This window comes from Streptomyces pyxinicus, assembly GCF_024753135.1.
Taxonomy (GTDB): domain Bacteria; phylum Actinomycetota; class Actinomycetes; order Streptomycetales; family Streptomycetaceae; genus Streptomyces; species Streptomyces pyxinicus.
The window spans coordinates 285,653-303,863 of the sequence record NZ_JANUGP010000004.1; the positions used below are offsets into that span (position 1 = coordinate 285,653).

Here is an 18,211-nt window from a genome sequence, read left to right on the forward strand (position 1 = left end):
TGCTCGTAGACGTTGGTGAATACGTGCGAGTACGTCACCCACACGTGTGAGGAGAATCCGGCCATGCCCGGCACCGGCCCCGTCACCCGCAGCACGCTGCGCCAGCAGATCGCGGACGCGCTCCGGGACGAGGTGCTGGCCGGGCGGCTGCGGCCGGGCCGGGCGTTCACCGTGAAGGAGATAGCCGACCAGTACGGCGTCTCGGCCACCCCGGTGCGCGAGGCGCTGGTGGACCTGTCGGCGCAGGGCATCCTGGAGGCCGACCAGCACCGCGGGTTCCGGGTGCCCGAGTACTCCCTCGCCGACTACCGGAGCATGCTGGAGGCCCGGGGCCTGGTCACGGAGGGCATGTTCCGGGCCCTCACCGCGGGCCACCCGGCCTTCGCCACCCCGGCCGGTGACCCGCGTACGGCGGCGGCGCTGGCCACCGTGCGGCGCCGGGGCGAGGAGGCCGCCCGGGCCGCCGCGGCCGGCGACCTCACCGTCCTGATCGGCTACGACCTGCGCTTCTGGCGCGAGCTGAGCGCCCTGTTCGGCAACCCCCATCTCGGCGACTTCCTGGACCGGCTGCGCGTGCGGTCCTGGGTCTGCGCCGTCCAGCACCTGCTGCGCCTGCCCGAGCTGCGCGGCCGGCTGTGGGCCGGGCACCCGGACCTGGTGGACGCGCTGGCCCGCCGCGACGCCCAGGCCGCGCGCGCGGTCGTCGCCGCCGCCAACGCGCACGCGCTGACGCTGCTGGAAGAGCTGGCGGCCGGGTAAGTGACCGGTACGGTCCGGGGGGCAGCCGCGCCCGGGCCGCAGCGACTACCCTGCCCTGACCACCTGCTGCGTGCGTGATCATGCGCTGCCGATGCGAGGAGTCCTCTTTTGGCCTGTGACCTGTGGCTGGTACCGCTCGTCGACGTGTTGTGCCACACCCCGGACAACCCGTTCGCCGAGGAACTCGCGCAATACAACAAGGCGCTGGCCGAGGCCGGGCTCCCGCCGGTGCCGGTGTACCAGTACATGCCGGGCCTGTCCGGAGACGTCGCCCCGGTGGCCGGCTTCGACTACGACGCCCTGCACTTCCTGCGCCGGGTGTACCTGCTCCAGGTCTGCGGCCTGCCGGTGACACCGGTGGACGAACTCGGCGGCGACTACGAGCAGTTGCTGGAGATGTTCGAGTCCACGGCCCAGCAGTCCCACCTGGTCTGGCACTACGACCACGCGGGCGCCTACGTCCCGGTCGACTTCCCGCACCCGCTCTCCAACGACGAACTGCTCGCGGGCGGCGGCCCGTTGGGCTCCGCGCAGGCCCTGCTGCGGGAACTGGAGTACGCGGCCCCCTCGATCGGCATCGACCCGGCCAACCCCCCGGCCGCCCCCGCCCCGCCGGCCGCGCCGACCGAGCTGGAGGAGCCGGCCGTACCGGCCCCCTACGACCCCAGCCCCTTCGCCCGCGAACGGCACGTCTGGCTCGGCCTGCACGCGGCGGCGACCCGCTCCCTGGCCCAGGGCTCGATGATCGTGTTCAGCTGAACCCGGGGAGCCCCGCTAGGCACTCGGCGCCGAGGCGCGGCCGACGAGTCTGATCTCCGGGGGCCACAGGACGGCCGTCGCCAGCAGCAGGGACGGGCCCAGGTGGACCGGGCAGACCCGCAGGGCCGGCCGGTGGTGGCGGGTGACCTCGAAGACGGCCGGGTCGGAGCAATCGGGCCCGTCGGAGCGGGTGCCGTCCTCGCCGTAGGGGCCCCGGCAGAGGGGGTTGCGGTGGGTGCTCATGGTCCATTGCACCCCGCCGTACGCGAAAGCGCCCGCCGGGACCGCCCCGGAGGGCGGACCGGCGGGCGCTTTCGGCACCGGGACTACAGGAACGAGTTGATCTCGATCGTCTCGTCACGGCCCGGGCCCACGCCGATCGCGGAGATCGGGGCGCCGGACATCTCCTCCAGGGCCTTGACGTAGTTCTGCGCGTTCTTCGGCAGGTCGGAGAAGGACTTGGCCTTGGTGATGTCCTCCGACCAGCCCGGCAGCGTCTCGTAGACCGGCTTCGCGTGGTGGAAGTCGGTCTGCGAGTACGGCAGCTCCTCGACCCGCTTGCCGTCGATCTCGTACGCCACGCAGACCGGGATCTCCTCCCAGCCGGTCAGCACGTCCAGCTTGGTGAGGAAGAAGTCGGTCAGGCCGTTCACACGGGTCGCGTAGCGGGCGATGACCGCGTCGAACCAGCCGCAGCGGCGGTCCCGGCCGGTGGTGACGCCCCGCTCGCCGCCGATGCGGCGCAGCGCCTCGCCGTCCTCGTCGAACAGCTCGGTCGGGAACGGGCCCGCGCCGACCCGGGTCGTGTAGGCCTTGAGGATGCCGATGACCCGGCTGATCTTCGTCGGGCCCACGCCTGCACCGGTGCAGGCGCCGCCCGCGGTCGGGTTCGAGGAGGTGACGAAGGGGTACGTGCCGTGGTCGATGTCCAGCAGCGTGCCCTGGCCGCCCTCGAAGAGCACGACCTTGTCGTCCTCCAGGGCCTGGTTGAGCAGCAGCACCGTGTCGGCGACGTAGGGCCGCAGCTTCTCCGCGTAGCCCAGCAGTTCCTCGACCACCTGCTCGGCGGCGATGGCGCGGCGGTTGTAGAGCTTGGTCAGGATCTGGTTCTTGACGTCGAGCGCCGCCTCCACCTTCTGCAGGAGGATCGACTCGTCGTACAGGTCCTGGACCCGGATGCCCACGCGGTTGATCTTGTCGGCGTAGGTCGGGCCGATGCCCCGGCCGGTGGTACCGATCTTGCGCTTGCCGAGGAAGCGTTCCGTCACCTTGTCGACGGTCACGTTGTACGGCGTGATGATGTGCGCGTTTCCGCTGATGAGGAGCTTGGACGTGTCGACGCCGCGCTCGTTCAGACCGCTCAGCTCGGAGAGCAGGACCGACGGGTCGACGACGACACCGTTTCCGATGACCGGCGTACAGCCGGGCGAGAGGATTCCGGAAGGGAGCAGGTGGAGCGCGTACTTCTGGTCGCCGACGACGACCGTGTGGCCGGCGTTGTTGCCGCCCTGGTAGCGCACTACATAGTCCACCGAGCCACCGAGCAGGTCGGTGGCCTTCCCCTTGCCTTCGTCACCCCACTGAGCACCGAGCAGCACAAGTGCGGGCACGCGCGTACACCCCTTCCGGGCGGGGCATGTCCAAGGTCGGGGGCGCGGGCGTAAGGTTCACCGCCGCGTACCACCGCGACCGCCGTTGGTCGCACAACCGTCGGACCGGATGCCCCGGAATAGACGAAGCCCCTGGCGCAATAGCGCAAGGGGCTCTTGCACAAAGATGCTACCCGAGGAAGCGAGGCAGGACCGAGGTGGCGACTTCCGCGACGTCCGATCAGCTGCTGGTGATCATCGATCCGATGGCCCGACAGGCGGACGGGGAGGCCGTACGGATCGCGAAAGACGTGCTCAGCGCGGGTGCGGCGACCAAGGTGTGCCTTCCGGAGGGGCCGGAGGAATTCGCCCGCGCGCTGGGCCGTCGGGGGGCCCGGCGCCCGGTGGTCGTCGGCGACGACCGCGCCCTGGTCCGGGCCGTGACCCTGCTGCACCGCCGGCGCGAGCTGGCCGGGTGCGCGCTGTCCGTGGTCCCGGTGGGCGACAGCGCGCTGGCCGAGTCCCTCGGGGTGCCGGGCGGCCCGGTGGCGGCGGCCCGGACCGTGCTGGAGGGCGCGGAGCACCGCCTTGACCTGCTGGTCGACGACAGCGACGGGGTGGTGCTTGGCGCGCTGGCCATCCCGCCGGCGCCGGTGCGGGCGGTGATGGAGGCGGCGGCGGTGCCGGTGGCGGCCGGGCGGCCCTGGCTGCGTTCGACGTACCGCTCCCTGGTGCGCACCCTGGCCGTCTCCCGCCCGGTCCGGCTGCCCGCCATCCCCGCGCCGGGGCCCGCGCGGCTGCGGGTGGAGGTGGACGGCGAGACGGTCGTGGACCTGGACCAGCCCGTCGAGGCGGTCTCGGTGGTCCCGGGCCCCGGCGGCCTGGCCTCGGTGGAGGTACGGCCGCTGTCGCTGGGCGCCGAGGCCACCCCGGTTCGGGCCGCGGGCCGCACGGTGACGGTCACGGGCGCCGACTTCCGCTACCGGGCGGACGCGGCGGTCGCGGGTCCGGTACGGCGCCGCACCTGGACGGTGCGGGAGGGCGCCTGGGGGCTGACGCTGCCCACCGCTCACTGACGGCTGCCGCCCCCTAAAGGTCTCGTGACACATATTTAACCGCGCCGACCCCTTCCCGAGCCGGTGCCTCGTCCACCATCCTGCTCCATCAGGACGCAAGGGCGAGGCGCGTGGAAGGGGCCGGTCGATGGCAGTGGACGAGGGTGTCACGGAGGATGCCGCCGGGGCGGCACGAGCGGACGGCGAAACGGTTCATCGGCTGAAGCCCAACGCCGTGGGGATGCTCGGTGTGGTCTTCATGGCCGTCGCCACCGCCGCGCCGATCACCGCGATGACCGGCAATGTGCCCTTCATGGTGTCGTCCGGCAACGGCGTCGGCGCCCCGGCGAGCTACCTCGTCGCAATGGTCGTCCTGGCAATCTTTTCCGTCGGTTTCACCTCGATGGCCAAGCACATCACCTCCACCGGCGCCTTCTACGGCTTCATCTCCTACGGCCTCGGCCGCACCGTCGGACTGGCCTCCGGACTGCTCGCCACCTTCGCCTACGTCGTCTTCGAACCGGCGCTGATCGGCATCTTCTCCACCTTCGCCACCACCACCCTGAAGGACCAGACCGGCACCGACGTGCCATGGTGGGCGTTCGCGATGGTGATGCTCGCGGTGAACGCCCTGGGCACCTGGTTCGGCGTCAGCGTCGCCGAGAAGCTGCTGGTGGTGCTGCTGGCCACCGAGGTCACCGTGCTGGCGGCCATGGCGGTGTCGGTGGCCGTGCACGGCGGCGGCCCGCACGGCTTCACGTTCGCGCCCGTCGACCCGGTCAACGCCTTCAAGGGCACCTCCGCCGGGCTCGGGCTCTTCTTCGCCTTCTGGTCCTGGGTCGGCTTCGAGTCGACGGCGATGTACGGCGAGGAATCCCGCGATCCCAAGCGGATCATCCCGAGGGCGACGATGGTCAGTGTGCTCGGCGTGGGCGTCTTCTACGTCCTCGTCTCCTGGATGGCGATCACCGGCAACGGCGAGGCCGAGGCGGTGCGGGCGGCGTCCTCCGCCAACCCGCTCTCCCTGTTCTTCAACCCCACCGAGCGCTACGTCGGCCACTGGGCGGTCGACGTCATGCAGTGGCTGATGATCACCGGTTCGCTGGCCTGCGGCATGGCCTTCCACAACTGCGCCGCCCGCTACCTGTACGCGCTGGGCCGCGAGGGCGTACTGCCGTCGCTGAAGCGCACCGTCGGACGCACCCACGCCCGGCACGGCTCCCCGCACGTGGCGGGGCTGGTGCAGACGGCCGTCAGCGCGGTGCTGATCGGCGCCTTCTGGGCGGCCGGCAAGGACCCCTACACCGGCACCTACGTCCTGCTCGCCATCCTCGGCACCATGGCGATCCTGGTCGTCCAGGCCGTGTGCTCCTTCGCCGTGCTCTGGTACTTCCGCTCCCACCACCCCGAGAGCCGGCACTGGTTCCGCACCTTCACCGCCCCGCTGCTCGGCGGCGTCGCGATGCTCGCCGTGGTCGTGCTGCTGGTCTCCCACATGGGTGCGGCGGCCGGGCCCGAGTCCGGCTCCCTGGTGCTGCGGGCCACACCCTGGCTGGTGGCCCTGATCGCGGCGACCGGCGTCGGCTACGCCCAGTACCTCAGGCGCCGGGCCCCCGAGCGGTACGCGCTGCTGGGCCGGACGGTGCTGGAGGAGACGAAGGAACGCTGACGCTCCCCCGGCTCACCCCACCGTCACGCTCAGCTCCTCCAGGCCCCGGATCACGAAGTTCGGCTTGCGCTCCGGCCGCGCCGCCAGGGTCAGCGTGGGGGCCTGCACCAGCAGGGCCCGCATCGAGGCCGCCAGCTCGATGCGGGCCAGCGGGGCGCCGATGCAGTAGTGGATGCCCGCGCTGAAGGAGATGTGCGGGTTGTCGGCGCGGGCCAGGTCCAGGCGGCCCGGGTCGGCGAAGACCTCCGGGTCGTGGTTGGCCGCGCCGAAGAGCAGGGCGATCTCCGCGCCCCGGGGGATCGTCGTCCCGTCGATCTCGATGTCCTCCAGCACCCAGCGCTCGAAGAGCTGGAGCGGGGTGTCGTAGCGCATCAGCTCCTCGATCGCGGACGGGATCAGCGCGTGGTCGGCGCGCAGGGCCGCGAGCTGTCCGGGGTCGCGGAACAGCGCGTACCAGCCGTTCACCGTGGCGTTGACCGTCGCCTCGTGACCGGCGTTGAGCAGCAGGACGGCTGTGGAGATCATCTCCTGCTCGGTGAGCCGCTCCCCCTCGTCGTGCGCCGCGATGAGCCCGGAGATCAGGTCCTCACCCGGCTTCTCGCGGCGCTCGGCGATCAGCTCCCGCAGATACTCCGAGAACTCCACCGAAGCCCGCACCGCCCGCGCCGCCGTCTCCTCGGACGGGTTCAGCTCGTACATCCCGCAGATATCCGCCGACCAGGGCCGCAACGGCCCCCGGTCCGCCTCGGGAATCCCCAGCATCTCGGCGATCACCGCCACGGGCAGCGGCTCGGCCACCTCCCGCAGCAGATCCCCGCCGCCCCGCCTCACGAGTCCGGCGACCAGTTCGCTCGCCAGCTCCCGCACATACGGCTTCAGCCGCTCCACCGTGCGCGGCGTGAACGCCTTCGACACCAGCCGCCGGATCCGCGTGTGGTCCGGCGGCTCCAGGTCGAGCATCCCGTGGTCGTTGAGCGTGTGGAACGGCTCGTGCTCGGCCGGTGGCGCGCTCCGCCCGAACTCCTCGTGCGAGAACCGGTGCTGGTACGACCGCCCGAGCCGCCGGTCCCTGAGCAGCGCCGACACGTCCGCGTGCCGCGGCACCAGCCACTGGTCGGTCGCCTCGTACCGGATCACCCGCCCCCGCGCCCGCAACTCGGCGTAGGCGGGGTAGGGGTCCGCGAGGAACGCGGGGTCCCAGGGGTCGAAAGCGAGGTCACCAGCGTCTGCCATGGACGGACCGTAGCCCCGGGCACCCCACCACGGCCAGGGTGGGGGAACGGCGGCTCAGCCCGGTGTCACCAAGCGGGCCTCGTAGGCGAAGACCGCCGCCTGGGTGCGGTCGCGCAGGCCGAGCTTCACCAGGACCCGGCTCACGTGGGTCTTGATCGTCGACTCCGCCACCACCAGGCGGCCGGCTATCTCCGCGTTCGACAGGCCCTGGGCGATGAGGATCAGGACCTCCGTCTCGCGTTCCGTCAGCTCCCCGTAGGCCGCCTGCGCCGCCTGCAGGGCGCGCGGAGGGCCCGCCAGCCGGGAGAACTCCGTGATCAGGCGCCGGGTGACCGAGGGGGCCAGCAGTGCCTCGCCGGAGGCCACCACCCGGACGCCGTCGGCCAGTTGGCGCGCCGAGGCGTCCTTCAGCAGGAAGCCGGAGGCGCCGGCACGCAGGGCCTGGTACACGTACTCGTCCAGGTCGAACGTGGTCAGCACCAGGACCTTCGCCGCCTCGTCCGCGGCCACGATCTCCCGGGTCGCCTCGATGCCGTTCATCTCCGGCATCCGGATGTCCATCAGCACCACGTCCGGCGCCAGCTCCCGCACCCGGTCCACCGCCTGCCGGCCGTTGACGGCCTCGCCGACGACCTCGATGTCCGGCATCGCGTTCAGCAGGACCGAGAAGCCCTCGCGCACCATCATCTGGTCGTCGGCGACCAGTACGCGGATCGTCATGCCGCGTCCTCGTCCGCCGGGGCGGCCGGCACCGGCAGGAACACCGACACCTCGTACCCGCCGTCGTCCGTCCGGCCCGCCGTCATCTCGCCGTTCAGCATCGAGACCCGCTCCCGCATCCCGGTGATGCCGTGCCCGGCGCCGGGCGACGGCTTGACCAGGTTCGGGGCCGGCGGCGGGCCGTTGACCACGCGCAGGCCGAGACCGCCGAGGACGTAGCCGATCTCCACCCGGGCGCTCGCCCCCGACGCGTGCCGCAGCGCGTTGCTCAGCGCCTCCTGCACGATCCGGTACGCCGACAGCTCCACACCCTGCGGCAGTTCCCGCACCGCGCCGGTCACCGTCTTCTCCACCTCAAGGCCGGCCTCCCGCACATTGGCGAGCAGTCCGTCCAGATCGGCGAGGGTGGGCTGCGGGGCGTCCGGCGCCGCGTAGTCCTCCGCGCGGACCACGCCCAGCACCCGGCGCAGCTCGGTCAGGGCCGCCACCGCGTTCTCCCGGATGGTGGCGAACGCCTTCTCCAGCTCCGGCGGCGGGTTCTCCACCCGGTAGGGCGCGGCCTCCGCCTGGATGGCGACCACCGACATGTGGTGGGCGACCACGTCGTGCAGCTCTCTGGCGATGGTCGTGCGCTCCTCCAGCAGGGTGCGCCGGGAACGCTCCACCGCGGTCACCGTCTGCTGGGCGGTCACCTCCTGCTGCGCCTCCCGGCGGATGTGCCGGACGGTGACGACGAGCAGGATCAGCGCCGAGAAGAGGACCATCGGGCTCGCGTCGATGTCGTCGTGCCCGGCGCCGAGGACGGCCACGATCCAGGAGCCGTACAGCACGGTCAGCAGCCACATCCAGGCCGCGGTGCGCGGCCGGGTGCGTATCGCCACGACCGTGAGCACCGCCAGGTGGGAGAGGAAGCTGCCCTCCGCCCACGGCCACGACTGCCAGTCGTCACCGACCAGTCCGACGACGGTGGTCGCGGCGAGCGAGAGCCAGAACGCGCCGGCCGGGCGCACCAGCGTCAGCAGCACCGGCCCCAGCGCGAGGAACCCGCACAGCAGCCCGGCCACCCCGTCGGTCCCGTTGCTCGCCAGGTTGAGGAGCATCGCCACCACACCGACGGCCGCCACCACCGTATGCGGGGTCCAGAGCGCGTATGCACGCGGGCGGCCGGAGAAGCGGCGGGTGAAGTCGCTGTCGACGCGCAGGGGCGGCAGCGGGCGGTAGGCGAAGGCACCCGTCAAGAGGTCTTGGCGCAGCCCGCCCAGCAGTCCCGCGGCCAGCCGGAACTCCGGACTGCGGCGCCTGTCGGCCGCGCCCGGCCGTGTCGTCTGCTTGTGCGTCGTCTCGGTCACAGGCAAAACGGTAGGCGCTGGGCCGGGGCGCGGTCGTCACCAGTGAGAGGGGTCCCTCGGCATCCCTCTCAAGTACTACGCACGGTGGTTGGATCACCACGCCAGTTGGGCGATCTCCTCCGTCACCACCGCGCAGGCGTTCGCCGCCGGGTCGATCAGGGGGAAGTGGCCCACGTCCGCCAGCAGGGTCAGGCCCACCGTCTCGCCCGCCTTCGCCGCGGCTTCCACGTACGCCTCGGCCACCGCCTGGGGGACGACCGTGTCGGCGCTGCCCTGGACGAGGGTGGTCGCGATGCCGGTCGGCAGGAGGAGGGCGGGGTCGGCGTAGGGGCGGCGGTCGGTGACGGTGTCCTCTTCCGCCCCCGCCCGGCTGCCGAGGAGTTGGGCGGCCGCGTCGCCGCAGACGTCCAGTTTCCCGGCGAGTGCGAAGTCCGCGATGGGGGCCAGGGCGACGACTCCGCGCAGGGGGGCCGGGCCGGCGGTGCGCCAAGGAGCGTCGGCGGGGAGGACGTGGCGGGCCGCAGCCCACAGGGCGAGGTGGCCGCCGGCGGAGTGGCCGGTGAGGACCGTGCGGCGGAGGTCGGCCGTGGGGAGGGCCGCTCTCGCGAGGTCCGGGAGGGCGTCCAGGGCTGCGGCGACGTCGTCGAAGGTGTCGGGCCAGCGGCCGGCGGTCTCGGTCGCGTTCGGGGTTTTCTCGGGGGCGCCTCGTCTGTACTCGATGTTCGCCACGGCGTAGCCGCTGTGGGCCAGGTGGGCGGTGAAGGGGGTGATGTGGTGGCGGTCGTAGGGGGAGCGCCAGGCTCCGCCGTGCAGGACCACGACGAGGGGGGCGGTCTGGGGGGTGCCGGTGGTGTGGGGGGCGTAGAAGTCGATCACCTGGTCGGGGTGGTTCCCGTAGGGGGCGGTGGTGTCGGGGGCGACCGGGGGGTGCGAGAAGGCCGACTTCTCTTCGGCGGCGGCGCGGTGTGCGGCGGCGTCGGCTGGCATGGGTCGGCCTCTCGTGCGGAGCGGGTGGTGCGGACGGGGGCGGGGCTTCGTCCGGTGCGGGTTGGCGGGGACGGTATCAGGGGGGCGGGACCGGGCGGGGGTGGGGTGCTCGTAGGGGTGCCCTGCGCTGCTGCGGGGCGTTCGCGGGGGCACCCTGTGCTGCACCCGGGCGGGGGTCGGGGCTCTTGCCCGCGCTTGCGGGGTGCCGCCTGCGCCCACCCGTGCCGCCCCTTGCGGCACGCCTGCCCGCAGGTCAGCGGGGCCGCCGTAACGCCGACCGGTACCGCCGCGCGCGGCACGCCTGACCGCAGGCCAGCAGGGGCGCGGGCAGGCGGGCCGCGAGTGGCTCCGTCTGCTCTAGTTCAGCACCTCCCCCAGGACCCGGGCCGCTCGTTCCACGTCCGTGAAGCTGACGTAGAGCGGGGTGAAGCCGAAGCGGAGGATGTCGGGGTGGCGGAAGTCGCCCACCACGCCTCGGGCGATGAGGGCGGGCATGACCTCGGCCGCGTCGGGGCAGCGCAGGGCGATCTGGCTGCCCCGGTGGGCGTGCGCGGCCGGGGTCACCGGTTCGACCCGGCCCGGTTCCGTGCGGGCGCCGACGCACTCCAGGAAGAAGTCCGTCAGGGCCAGGGACTTCGCGCGGACCGCCTCGACCCGGACGCCGTCCCAGACGTCCAGGGCCGCCTCAAGGGCCAGCATGGAGAGGATGTCCGGCGTGCCCACGCGCCCGCGCTGCGCGCCCGGGGCCGGGGCGTAGGACGGGCTCATGCCGAAGGGCTCCGCGTGGGAGTTCCAGCCGGGCAGCGGGGAGTCGAAGTCACCTTGCAGCGAGCGGCGGACGTAGAGGTACGCCGGGGAACCCGGGCCGCCGTTCAGGTACTTGTAGGTGCAGCCCACCGCCAGGTCGACCCCGTGCTCGTCCAGCCCGACCGGCAGCGCGCCCGCGCTGTGGCACAGGTCCCACACTGCGAGGGCGCCTGCGGAGTGGACCGCGGCCGTCAGCGCCGGCAGGTCGTGCAGCCGGCCGGTGCGGTAGTCGACGTGGTTGAGCAGGACCGCGGCCGTGCGGTCGGACAGGGCCGACGGCACCTCGTCCGGCGTCACCGGGCGCAGCGTCCGGCCGGTCAGCCGGGCGGCGGACTCGGCGATGTAGCCGTCCGTCGGGAAGGTGGTGGCGTCCACCAGCAGCTCGTCCCGCCCCGGACCGCGCAGGTCGGCCATGCGAACCGCCGCGACCAGGGCCTTGAAGACGTTCACGCTGGTGGAGTCGCCCACCACGATCTGGCCCGGCGCCGCCCCGACCAGCGGCGCGATCCGGTCCCCGATCCGCTCGGGCGCGGTCCACCAGCCGCTCTCCTCCCACGAGCGGATGCGCAGTTCGCCCCACTGGCGGCGCACCACGTCCGCGATCCGGTCGGGGACGCCGGCCGGCAGCGCGCCGAGCGAGTTGCCGTCCAGGTAGACGACGTCGTCCAGGACGAAGCGGGAGCGCAGCGGGGCGAGCGCGTCCTCGGCGTCCAGTTTCTCCGCCCGCCGGGCCAGTTCAGACATGGGACCTCGCCGTCCACAGCTCGGGGAACACGTTGTTGCGGGCGCGCTTCTCCAGCCAGGCCACGCCGGCCGAGCCGCCGGTGCCGGTCTTCGCGCCCATCGCGCGGCGGGTGGCGACCAGGTGGTCGTTGCGCCAGCGCCACACCAGCTCGGCGACATCGCTCAACGCCTCGCCGAGGCGGGCGAGTTCGGCGCTCTCGTCGCCCGCGTAGATCTCCGCCCAGACCGCCTCGACGGCGCCGGAGGGCTCGTGGCGCCGGGCCACGTCGCGGTCGAGCACGGAGTCGGGGACGGCGTGGCCGCGGCGGGCCAGCAGCCGCAGCACCTCGTCGTACAGGCTCGGCTCGTGCAGCGCCTTCTCCAGCTCGGCGTGGGCGCGCGGGGCGCCGCGGTGCGGGACGAGCATGGACGCGGACTTCTCGCCGAGCAGGAACTCCAGGCGCCGGTACATCGCCGACTGGAAGCCGGACCCCTCGCCGAGGGCGCCGCGGTAGGAGTTGAACTGGGCGGGGGTGAGCTGGCCGAGCGGCCGCCAGGAGGCGTTCAGCGCCTCCAGCTCCCGTACCGAGCGCTTCAGCGCGGCGATCGCGGTCGGCACGTCGTCCGAGCGCAGCGCCCGCGCGGCCGTCTCCCACTCGTGCACGATCACCGTGAACCACAGCTCCATGACCTGGGTGGTGACCAGGAAGACCATCTCGCCGGGATCGTCGGAGAGGGTGTGCTGGAGGTGGGTGAGGACGTCCGCCTTGACGTAGTCCTCGTACGGCGTGGTACCGGCGAAGTCGAGATGCGGGGTCTCGGGCTCAGCGGCCTCGGAAGGGGGGTGAGCCTGGTGGGACATCGCTGTCTCCTGTAGTACTCCGGGTAGCGGTCCGCCCCTGCCGATGCCGGCACGGGGGCCCCGGTCCCCAAGCGGAATCCTCTGCAATCCCCCCGGATACGGCAAGGCCCGTCCGCCGTCGGACGGGCCACACCGGGTACGGCCACCGGGTACGGCCCTGACGAGACCCCCACGGGACCCCCACGGGACCCCTACGGGTCAGCCCAGGGTCTGGGCCGCCGTCGCGGAGGAGTCCTTCAGGAACTGGGAGCAGCGCTCGTACTCCTCCTGCTCGCCGATGGCGCCGGCGGCGCGGGCGAGGGCGTGCAGGGCGCGCAGGAAGCCGCGGTTCGGCTCGTGCTCCCACGGCACCGGGCCGTGGCCCTTCCAGCCGCTGCGGCGCAGGGAGTCCAGGCCGCGGTGGTAGCCCGTACGGGCGTAGGCGTACGACTCCACGACCGCGCCGCGCTCGAACGCCTCGTCGGCCAGCTGGGCCCAGGCGAGCGAGGAGGTGGGGTACTTGGCGGCGACGTCCGCGGGCGCGGTGCCCTGGGCGAGCAACTCGCGCGGCTCCGGGTCGTCGGGGAGGTGGGTCGGGGGCGGGCCGCCGAGGAGGTTCTCGTGCATCGTCATGGGTTCAGTCTGTCACCGGACGGTGCGAGCGGCCCCCGCCCGCCCTCGGCGCGGAGCCGGACTCCCCGGTCTCCAGCGGCGGGCACGTCACCGAGCCGTGGATGTGGCACTCGGGGCGGCGGCAGCCGGGGCCCGGCCGGCGTACCAGGGTGAAGGCCAGGGCCGCGCCCAGCACCAGGACGCCCGCGCAGACCGGCATCGCCCGGTCGAAGGAGCGGTCGAAGGCGGCCGGGTCGCGGTAGGCGTCCGGGCCCATCCCGGTGAGCAGCGGCAGCGCGGCCACCGCGACCAGGCTCGCCGCCCGGGCCGCCGCGTTGTTGATGCCGCTGGCCAGCCCGGCGCGGGAGGCGTCGACGGAGGCGAGGACGGTGGCGGTGAGCGGCGCGACCAGGGTGACCATGCCGGCGCCCATCACCAGCAGCGCGGGCAGCACGTCCAGCGGGTAGGAGGCGCCCGGGCCGACCCGGAGCGTCAGCAGCATCGCCGCCGCGCACAGCAGCGGGCCGACGGTGAGCGGCAGCCGGGGCCCGGTGCGGTCGGCGAGGGCGCCTGAGCGGGCGGAGAACAGCAGCATCAGGACGGTGGTCGGCAGCAGGGCCGTACCGGCGCCCAGCGGCGAGTAGCCGGCCACCACCTGGAGCTGGAGGGCGGTGAGGAAGAAGAAGCCGCCGAAGGCCGCGTACACGCACAGTGTGACCAGGTTGACGGCCGTGAACCGGCGCGAGGCGAAGATGCCGGGCGGCAGCATCGGGTCGGCGCGGCGCCGCTCGGTGTACACGAAGGCGACCGCGACGGCCACGCCCGCGGCACCGGTCAGGGCGACGGCGAGCGAGCCGGTGTTCGCCTCGGTCAGCGCGTACGTCAGCAGGGCGAGGGCCAGGGCGCCGAGGGCCGCGCCGAGGACGTCGAAACGGCCGTGCGAGCGGGCGTCCGACGACTCCGGTACGTGCCGCAGGGCGACCGGGACGCACAGCAGGGCCAGCGGGATGTTCAGCAGGAACACCCAGCGCCAGCCGGGCCCGGCGACCAGCCAGCCGCCCAGGAAGGGGCCGACCGCCGCGCCGACGCCGCCGAACCCGGACCACAGGCCGACGGCCCGGCTGCGGTCGTCGGGGTGGAAGGAGGCCTGGATGAGGGCGAGGGAGCCGGGGGTCAGCAGCGCTCCGCCGACGCCCTGGAGGGCGCGGGCGGCGACGAGCACCCCGGAGGTGGGGGCGAGTCCGCAGGCCAGGGAGGCGGCGGCGAACCACACCACGCCGAGCACGAAGACCTTGCGGCGCCCGTAGTGGTCGCCGAGGGAGCCGCCCAGCAGGATCAGCCCGGCCAGCGTGACCATGTACGCGTTGACCGTCCACTGGAGCGCGGCCAGGCTCGCGTCCAGGTCGCGGCCGATGGCGGGGAGCGCCACGTTGACGACAGTCGAGTCCAGCAGGGCCATGCTGGAGCCGAGGACCGTGGTCAGCAGGATCCACGTGCCCTGCGGGGAGGCCAGCCGGACGTCGGGCATGCTCCCAGGTATACAGCGGGCCCGGCGGCACAGACAGCCGCCGGGCCCAACCGGAGGTACCCGTGGGGACGGCCGTGGCGACCGCCCCGGTACGGCTTACTTGATCCTGTTGCCCGCCGAGCGCAGGTGCTGCGTGGCCTCGGTGACCCGCTGGGCCATCGACGCCTCGGCCAGCTTGCCCCAGGTCCGCGGGTCGTAGGCCTTCTTGTTGCCGACCTCGCCGTCGATCTTCAGGACACCGTCGTAGTTCGCGAACATGTGGCCCGCGACCGGGCGGGTGAACGCGTACTGGGTGTCGGTGTCGAGGTTCATCTTCACCACGCCGTTCTCCAGCGCGGTCTGGATCTCCTGCTCGGTGGAGCCGGAGCCGCCGTGGAAGACGAAGTCGAACGGGGACCCCTTGCCGAAGCGGGCGGCCACGCCCTCGTTCAGCTCCTTGAGCAGCTCGGGGCGGAGCACCACGTTGCCCGGCTTGTACACGCCGTGCACGTTGCCGAAGGAGGCGGCGAGCAGGTAGCGGCCCTTCTCGCCCAGGCCGAGCGCCTCGGCGGTGCGGATCGCGTCGTCGACCGTGGTGTAGAGGGAGTCGTTGATCTCGTGCGAGACACCGTCCTCCTCGCCGCCGGTCGGGGTGATCTCCACCTCCAGGATGATCCGCGCGGCGCGGGCCTGCTCCAGCAGCTCCTGCGCGATCTCCAGGTTGTCGGCGAGGGTCTCGGCGGAGCCGTCCCACATGTGCGACTGGAAGAGCGGGCCGAGACCGGCGTCGACGCGCTTCTTGGAGAGCGCGATCAGCGGCCGCACGTACCCGTCGAGCTTGTCCTTCGGGCAGTGGTCGGTGTGCAGCGCGATGTTGACCGGGTACTTCTCGGCGATGATGTGCGCGTACTCGGCGAGCGCGACCGCGCCGGTCACCATGTCCTTGCTGTACTGGCCGCCGAGGAACTCGGCACCGCCGGTCGAGATCTGGACGATGCCGTCGCTCTCCGCCTCAGCGAAGCCCCGCAGGGCCGCGTTCAGGGTCTGCGAGGACGTGACGTTGATGGCCGGGTAGGCGAACTTGCCTGCCTTCGCCCGGTCGAGCATCTCGTTGTAGACCTCGGGGGTTGCGATGGGCATCTGTCCGCTCCTTGAGTTGCGGGTGGGTTGTGCGTGGTGCGTTACGGCCCTGACCTAGACCTGAGGGTTTTCGACGCCGTCGTCGGCCCCATCTTTCCAGACCTGGCCCGGTGGTCCATGCGCCGGTCGGGTCCGGGTCGTACGCGTCGTCAGTCCAGGCCCAGTTCGTCCTTCGAGAAGGCGAAACGGTACGGAACGCCCGCCCCGGCCTCGATCTTCTCCGCCGCGCCGGTCGCGCGGTCCACGATGGTGGCGACGGCGACGACCTCGGCGCCCGCCTCGCGCACGGCCTCGACGGCGGTGAGCGGCGAACCGCCGGTGGTGGAGGTGTCCTCGACGACCAGAACGCGGCGGCCCGCGATCTCCGGACCCTCGACCCGGCGCTGCATGCCGTGCGCCTTCGCGGCCTTGCGGACGACGAACGCGTCCAGCCTCCGGCCGCGCGCGGCGGCGGCGTGCAGCATGGCGCCCGCGACCGGGTCGGCGCCCATGGTGAGGCCGCCGACCGCGTCGAACTCCAGGTCGGCGGTGAGGTCGAGCAGCACCTGGCCGACCAGCGGGGCGGCCTCGCCGTCGAGGGTGACGCGGCGCAGGTCGACGTAGTAGTCGGCCGCCAGCCCGGAGGAGAGCGTCACCTTGCCGTGCACCACGGCCTTGTCCTTGATCTGCTGCAACAGCTCAGCACGTACGTCCGTCATGCCCGCCAGCTTAGAGCCGCCGCCAGCTCCAGGTCGTCGTCGCCTCCAGCGGTTCCAGCGGGGTGACCAGGCGCGGAAGGGTGTTCAGGCCGTTGGGCGGCCCGGTCTGCGGCTCCACGCAGACGGCCTCCTCCTGCTCGTCGTAGACGACGACCCACTGCTCGCGGCTGGTCACCTTCAGCTCCAGCCGGCCCGGCCAGGTGAGGGTGACGTCGACGCCGTCGGGCATGCCGAAGCAGTCGTCCCAGGGGCCGGGGCGCGGGTCGGTCCGGTGGCCGGTGGGCAGGTGGTCCGGGCCGCGCTCCTCCTGCCAGGCCGGCGTGAAGTCCAGCCGGGCGTCCACACCGCCCAGGGTGCGGTGGAACCAGGGGTGCCAGCCGATCTGCGCCGGGAAGGAGTCCTCGTACGCCTCGACGGACATCGTCAGCGTCAGGCTGTCCTCGGCGAGGGCGACGACCTGGGTGACGCGGCCGGGGTGCGGCCAGGGGTCGGTCAGCTCGTACGTCAGGACCGCCTCGTCCTCCGCGACGCGCGCGGTGCGCCAGGCGCCGTCGCGTGCGGTGCCGTGGATGGCGTGCGGCGGGGAGTTGAGCGGCAGCTGCCGGACGGTGGCGCCGTCCAGGAAGCGGCCGTCGCGGGTCCGGCCGCACCAGGGCACCATCGGGAAGCAGCCGAAGCGGGGGCCCTGCCTCAGCAGTTCGAGGCCGTCGACCTCCAGCCCGCTGATACGGCCGCCGTCGGAGGGGCTGACGCGGACCTTCGCGCCCTTGTCGCCCGCGGTCAGCGTGATCTCTTCGTTGCTCACGGGACGACCCTAGCGGGGCGGCGGGTGCTCACCGGCGTTCGCGCGGGCAGCTCATCGGCGTTTGCGCAGGGCCCGGCCCACGACGACGGCCGACGCGAGGGCCAGGGCCGCCGCCGGGGCCGCCCAGCGCAGGGCCGGGTTGCCGGTGACGGTCTGCGGCGCGGGCACCGGGGCGTAGCGGCCGCGGGGCGGGGCGTGGTCGACCTCCTCGGCGCTGCGGCCGATCATCGTGCGGCGCGCGTGCGCGGCCTCGGCGGGGGGCTCGGCTTCGCCGAACCCCTCGGTGAGGGGGCCCACGGGCTCACCGGCCCGCCTGTCGCCGATCCGCTCGTCGCTGACCCGCTCCTCGCCGATCCGCTCGTCGCCCATCCGTTCCTCGTCGATCCGCTCGTCGCCGATCCGCTCGTCGCCGGTCTGGTCGTCGTCCGCCTCGGCCGCGAGGGAGGGCGGCGGGACCTCGGTGTCGACGACGGAGGTGTGGTCGTCGGCAGGCGCGGTTCCCGCCTCCCGGGGTTCAGCCGTGTCCGGGTCGGCGAGGCCCTCCAGGAACCGGGTCAGCAGCCTGGTCGCGGCGGCGGCGACCGTCTCGGCCGGCAGTTCCGCGATGCGGCCGTCCGCGTCCGCCGTGCCCTCGACGGTGGCCAGGGTGCCGCCGTCGGCGTCGGCGAGGCCGAGGACCAGGGCGAGCTTGACCGAGCCGGTGCCGCGGGCCTCGGTGGCGTCGGCCTCCAGGGCGTAGGTGCCGTCGTCGCGGGGCACCGCCCGTGCCGTCCCCCGGTAGGTGACGGAGTGTCCGCCGACGCGGAGCTTCAGGCGCCCGGTGACGGGTTCGGCGCCGGCGTCCTGCTGGAGACCGGGGAGGGCGCGGGCGACGCGGGCGGGGTCGGCCAGGGCGGCTCTGAGTCGCTCGGCGGGTACCGGAACGAAGACCTGGTGCCTCATGTCCGCTGAGCCTACC

General features: G+C 73.2%; 18 protein-coding genes. 4 read left to right on the plus strand and 14 right to left on the minus strand.

Annotated elements, in window-relative coordinates; translation table 11 throughout:
- Positions 1 to 63 precede the first annotated feature (63 nt).
- Both NX794_RS08200 and NX794_RS08205 read left to right on the plus strand, forming a co-directional pair.
- The gene (locus NX794_RS08200) at positions 64 to 759 is read left to right on the plus strand and encodes a GntR family transcriptional regulator (protein ID WP_258777578.1); all 696 of its coding nucleotides are present in this window, start codon (positions 64 to 66) and stop codon (positions 757 to 759) included.
- A 108-nt stretch (positions 760 to 867) separates the two neighbouring features.
- The gene (locus NX794_RS08205) at positions 868 to 1,518 is read left to right on the plus strand and encodes a phospholipase D-like domain-containing protein (protein WP_258777579.1); all 651 of its coding nucleotides are present in this window, start codon (positions 868 to 870) and stop codon (positions 1,516 to 1,518) included.
- A 15-nt stretch (positions 1,519 to 1,533) separates the two neighbouring features.
- Here NX794_RS08205 and NX794_RS08210 read toward each other — a convergent pair whose 3' ends face one another.
- Positions 1,534 to 1,761: a hypothetical protein gene (locus NX794_RS08210; protein WP_258777580.1), complete on the minus strand. Its 228-nt coding sequence runs from the start codon at positions 1,759 to 1,761 to the stop codon at positions 1,534 to 1,536.
- Positions 1,762 to 1,844: 83 nt separating this feature from the next.
- Positions 1,845 to 3,128: an adenylosuccinate synthase gene (locus NX794_RS08215; protein ID WP_258777581.1), complete on the minus strand. Its 1,284-nt coding sequence runs from the start codon at positions 3,126 to 3,128 to the stop codon at positions 1,845 to 1,847.
- Positions 3,129 to 3,373: 245 nt separating this feature from the next.
- Between NX794_RS08215 and NX794_RS08220 the strand changes: the two genes are divergently transcribed.
- Positions 3,374 to 4,183 carry a diacylglycerol kinase gene (locus NX794_RS08220; RefSeq protein WP_258777640.1) on the plus strand — a complete coding sequence of 270 codons (810 nt, stop codon included), beginning with the start codon at positions 3,374 to 3,376 and terminating at the stop codon, positions 4,181 to 4,183.
- A gap of 127 nt (positions 4,184 to 4,310) precedes the next feature.
- The gene (locus NX794_RS08225) at positions 4,311 to 5,831 is read left to right on the plus strand and encodes an APC family permease (RefSeq protein WP_258777582.1); all 1,521 of its coding nucleotides are present in this window, start codon (positions 4,311 to 4,313) and stop codon (positions 5,829 to 5,831) included.
- 12 nt (positions 5,832 to 5,843) lie between these two features.
- On the opposite strand, the gene NX794_RS08230 is transcribed toward NX794_RS08225, so the two are convergent.
- From NX794_RS08230 to NX794_RS08285, 12 genes are all read right to left on the minus strand, one after another.
- Entirely contained in the window at positions 5,844 to 7,064 is a 1,221-nt protein-coding gene (locus tag NX794_RS08230; RefSeq protein WP_258777583.1) for a cytochrome P450, read from the minus strand.
- 54 nt (positions 7,065 to 7,118) lie between these two features.
- Positions 7,119 to 7,784 carry a response regulator gene (locus NX794_RS08235; protein ID WP_258777584.1) on the minus strand — a complete coding sequence of 222 codons (666 nt, stop codon included), beginning with the start codon at positions 7,782 to 7,784 and terminating at the stop codon, positions 7,119 to 7,121.
- Positions 7,781 to 9,133 carry a sensor histidine kinase gene (locus tag NX794_RS08240; RefSeq protein WP_258777585.1) on the minus strand — a complete coding sequence of 451 codons (1,353 nt, stop codon included), beginning with the start codon at positions 9,131 to 9,133 and terminating at the stop codon, positions 7,781 to 7,783. Before NX794_RS08240 ends, NX794_RS08235 begins: the two co-directional genes overlap by 4 nt.
- A 93-nt stretch (positions 9,134 to 9,226) precedes the next feature.
- Positions 9,227 to 10,120 carry an alpha/beta hydrolase gene (locus NX794_RS08245; RefSeq protein ID WP_258777586.1) on the minus strand — a complete coding sequence of 298 codons (894 nt, stop codon included), beginning with the start codon at positions 10,118 to 10,120 and terminating at the stop codon, positions 9,227 to 9,229.
- 357 nt (positions 10,121 to 10,477) lie between these two features.
- Positions 10,478 to 11,671 carry a kynureninase gene (gene kynU, locus NX794_RS08250; RefSeq protein ID WP_258777587.1) on the minus strand — a complete coding sequence of 398 codons (1,194 nt, stop codon included), beginning with the start codon at positions 11,669 to 11,671 and terminating at the stop codon, positions 10,478 to 10,480.
- Entirely contained in the window at positions 11,664 to 12,512 is an 849-nt protein-coding gene (locus NX794_RS08255; RefSeq protein WP_258777588.1) for a tryptophan 2,3-dioxygenase family protein, read from the minus strand. The genes kynU and NX794_RS08255 overlap by 8 nt, the downstream gene beginning before the upstream one ends.
- Before the next feature lie 198 nt (positions 12,513 to 12,710).
- Complete coding sequence (locus tag NX794_RS08260) at positions 12,711 to 13,124, minus strand: DUF3151 domain-containing protein (RefSeq protein WP_258777589.1); 414 nt, start codon at positions 13,122 to 13,124, stop codon at positions 12,711 to 12,713.
- 4 nt (positions 13,125 to 13,128) lie between these two features.
- Positions 13,129 to 14,631 (minus strand): MFS transporter, encoded by a 1,503-nt coding sequence (locus NX794_RS08265; RefSeq protein WP_258777590.1) that lies wholly within the window; start codon positions 14,629 to 14,631, stop codon positions 13,129 to 13,131.
- Between the two features lie 96 nt (positions 14,632 to 14,727).
- The gene (gene fbaA / locus NX794_RS08270; RefSeq protein ID WP_258777591.1) at positions 14,728 to 15,750 is read right to left on the minus strand and encodes a class II fructose-bisphosphate aldolase; all 1,023 of its coding nucleotides are present in this window, start codon (positions 15,748 to 15,750) and stop codon (positions 14,728 to 14,730) included.
- 149 nt (positions 15,751 to 15,899) lie between these two features.
- On the minus strand, positions 15,900 to 16,448 hold the full coding sequence (gene pyrE, locus NX794_RS08275; RefSeq protein ID WP_258777592.1) for an orotate phosphoribosyltransferase: 549 nt from the start codon (positions 16,446 to 16,448) through the stop codon (positions 15,900 to 15,902).
- Between the two features lie 10 nt (positions 16,449 to 16,458).
- On the minus strand, positions 16,459 to 17,253 hold the full coding sequence (locus NX794_RS08280) for an aldose epimerase family protein (RefSeq protein ID WP_258777593.1): 795 nt from the start codon (positions 17,251 to 17,253) through the stop codon (positions 16,459 to 16,461).
- A gap of 51 nt (positions 17,254 to 17,304) precedes the next feature.
- Positions 17,305 to 18,195: an SRPBCC family protein gene (locus NX794_RS08285; protein ID WP_258777594.1), complete on the minus strand. Its 891-nt coding sequence runs from the start codon at positions 18,193 to 18,195 to the stop codon at positions 17,305 to 17,307.
- Positions 18,196 to 18,211: the final 16 nt, after the last annotated feature.

Bases quoted from the DNA above. Each gene is read 5' to 3' on its own strand.
- NX794_RS08255 (WP_258777588.1), bottom strand. From the start codon at position 12,512: ATGTCCCACCAGGCTCACCCCCCTTCCGAGGCCGCTGAGCCCGAGACC.
- NX794_RS08220 (WP_258777640.1), top strand. From the start codon at position 3,374: ATGGCCCGACAGGCGGACGGGGAGGCCGTACGGATCGCGAAAGACGTG.
- NX794_RS08200 (WP_258777578.1), top strand. From the start codon at position 64: ATGCCCGGCACCGGCCCCGTCACCCGCAGCACGCTGCGCCAGCAGATC.
- NX794_RS08245 (WP_258777586.1), bottom strand. From the start codon at position 10,120: ATGCCAGCCGACGCCGCCGCACACCGCGCCGCCGCCGAAGAGAAGTCG.
- NX794_RS08230 (WP_258777583.1), bottom strand. From the start codon at position 7,064: ATGGCAGACGCTGGTGACCTCGCTTTCGACCCCTGGGACCCCGCGTTC.
- NX794_RS08225 (WP_258777582.1), top strand. From the start codon at position 4,311: ATGGCAGTGGACGAGGGTGTCACGGAGGATGCCGCCGGGGCGGCACGA.
- NX794_RS08285 (WP_258777594.1), bottom strand. From the start codon at position 18,195: ATGAGGCACCAGGTCTTCGTTCCGGTACCCGCCGAGCGACTCAGAGCC.
- NX794_RS08265 (WP_258777590.1), bottom strand. From the start codon at position 14,631: ATGCCCGACGTCCGGCTGGCCTCCCCGCAGGGCACGTGGATCCTGCTG.
- pyrE (WP_258777592.1), bottom strand. From the start codon at position 16,448: ATGACGGACGTACGTGCTGAGCTGTTGCAGCAGATCAAGGACAAGGCC.
- NX794_RS08210 (WP_258777580.1), bottom strand. From the start codon at position 1,761: ATGAGCACCCACCGCAACCCCCTCTGCCGGGGCCCCTACGGCGAGGAC.
- NX794_RS08235 (WP_258777584.1), bottom strand. From the start codon at position 7,784: ATGACGATCCGCGTACTGGTCGCCGACGACCAGATGATGGTGCGCGAG.
- kynU (WP_258777587.1), bottom strand. From the start codon at position 11,671: ATGTCTGAACTGGCCCGGCGGGCGGAGAAACTGGACGCCGAGGACGCG.
- NX794_RS08260 (WP_258777589.1), bottom strand. From the start codon at position 13,124: ATGACGATGCACGAGAACCTCCTCGGCGGCCCGCCCCCGACCCACCTC.
- fbaA (WP_258777591.1), bottom strand. From the start codon at position 15,750: ATGCCCATCGCAACCCCCGAGGTCTACAACGAGATGCTCGACCGGGCG.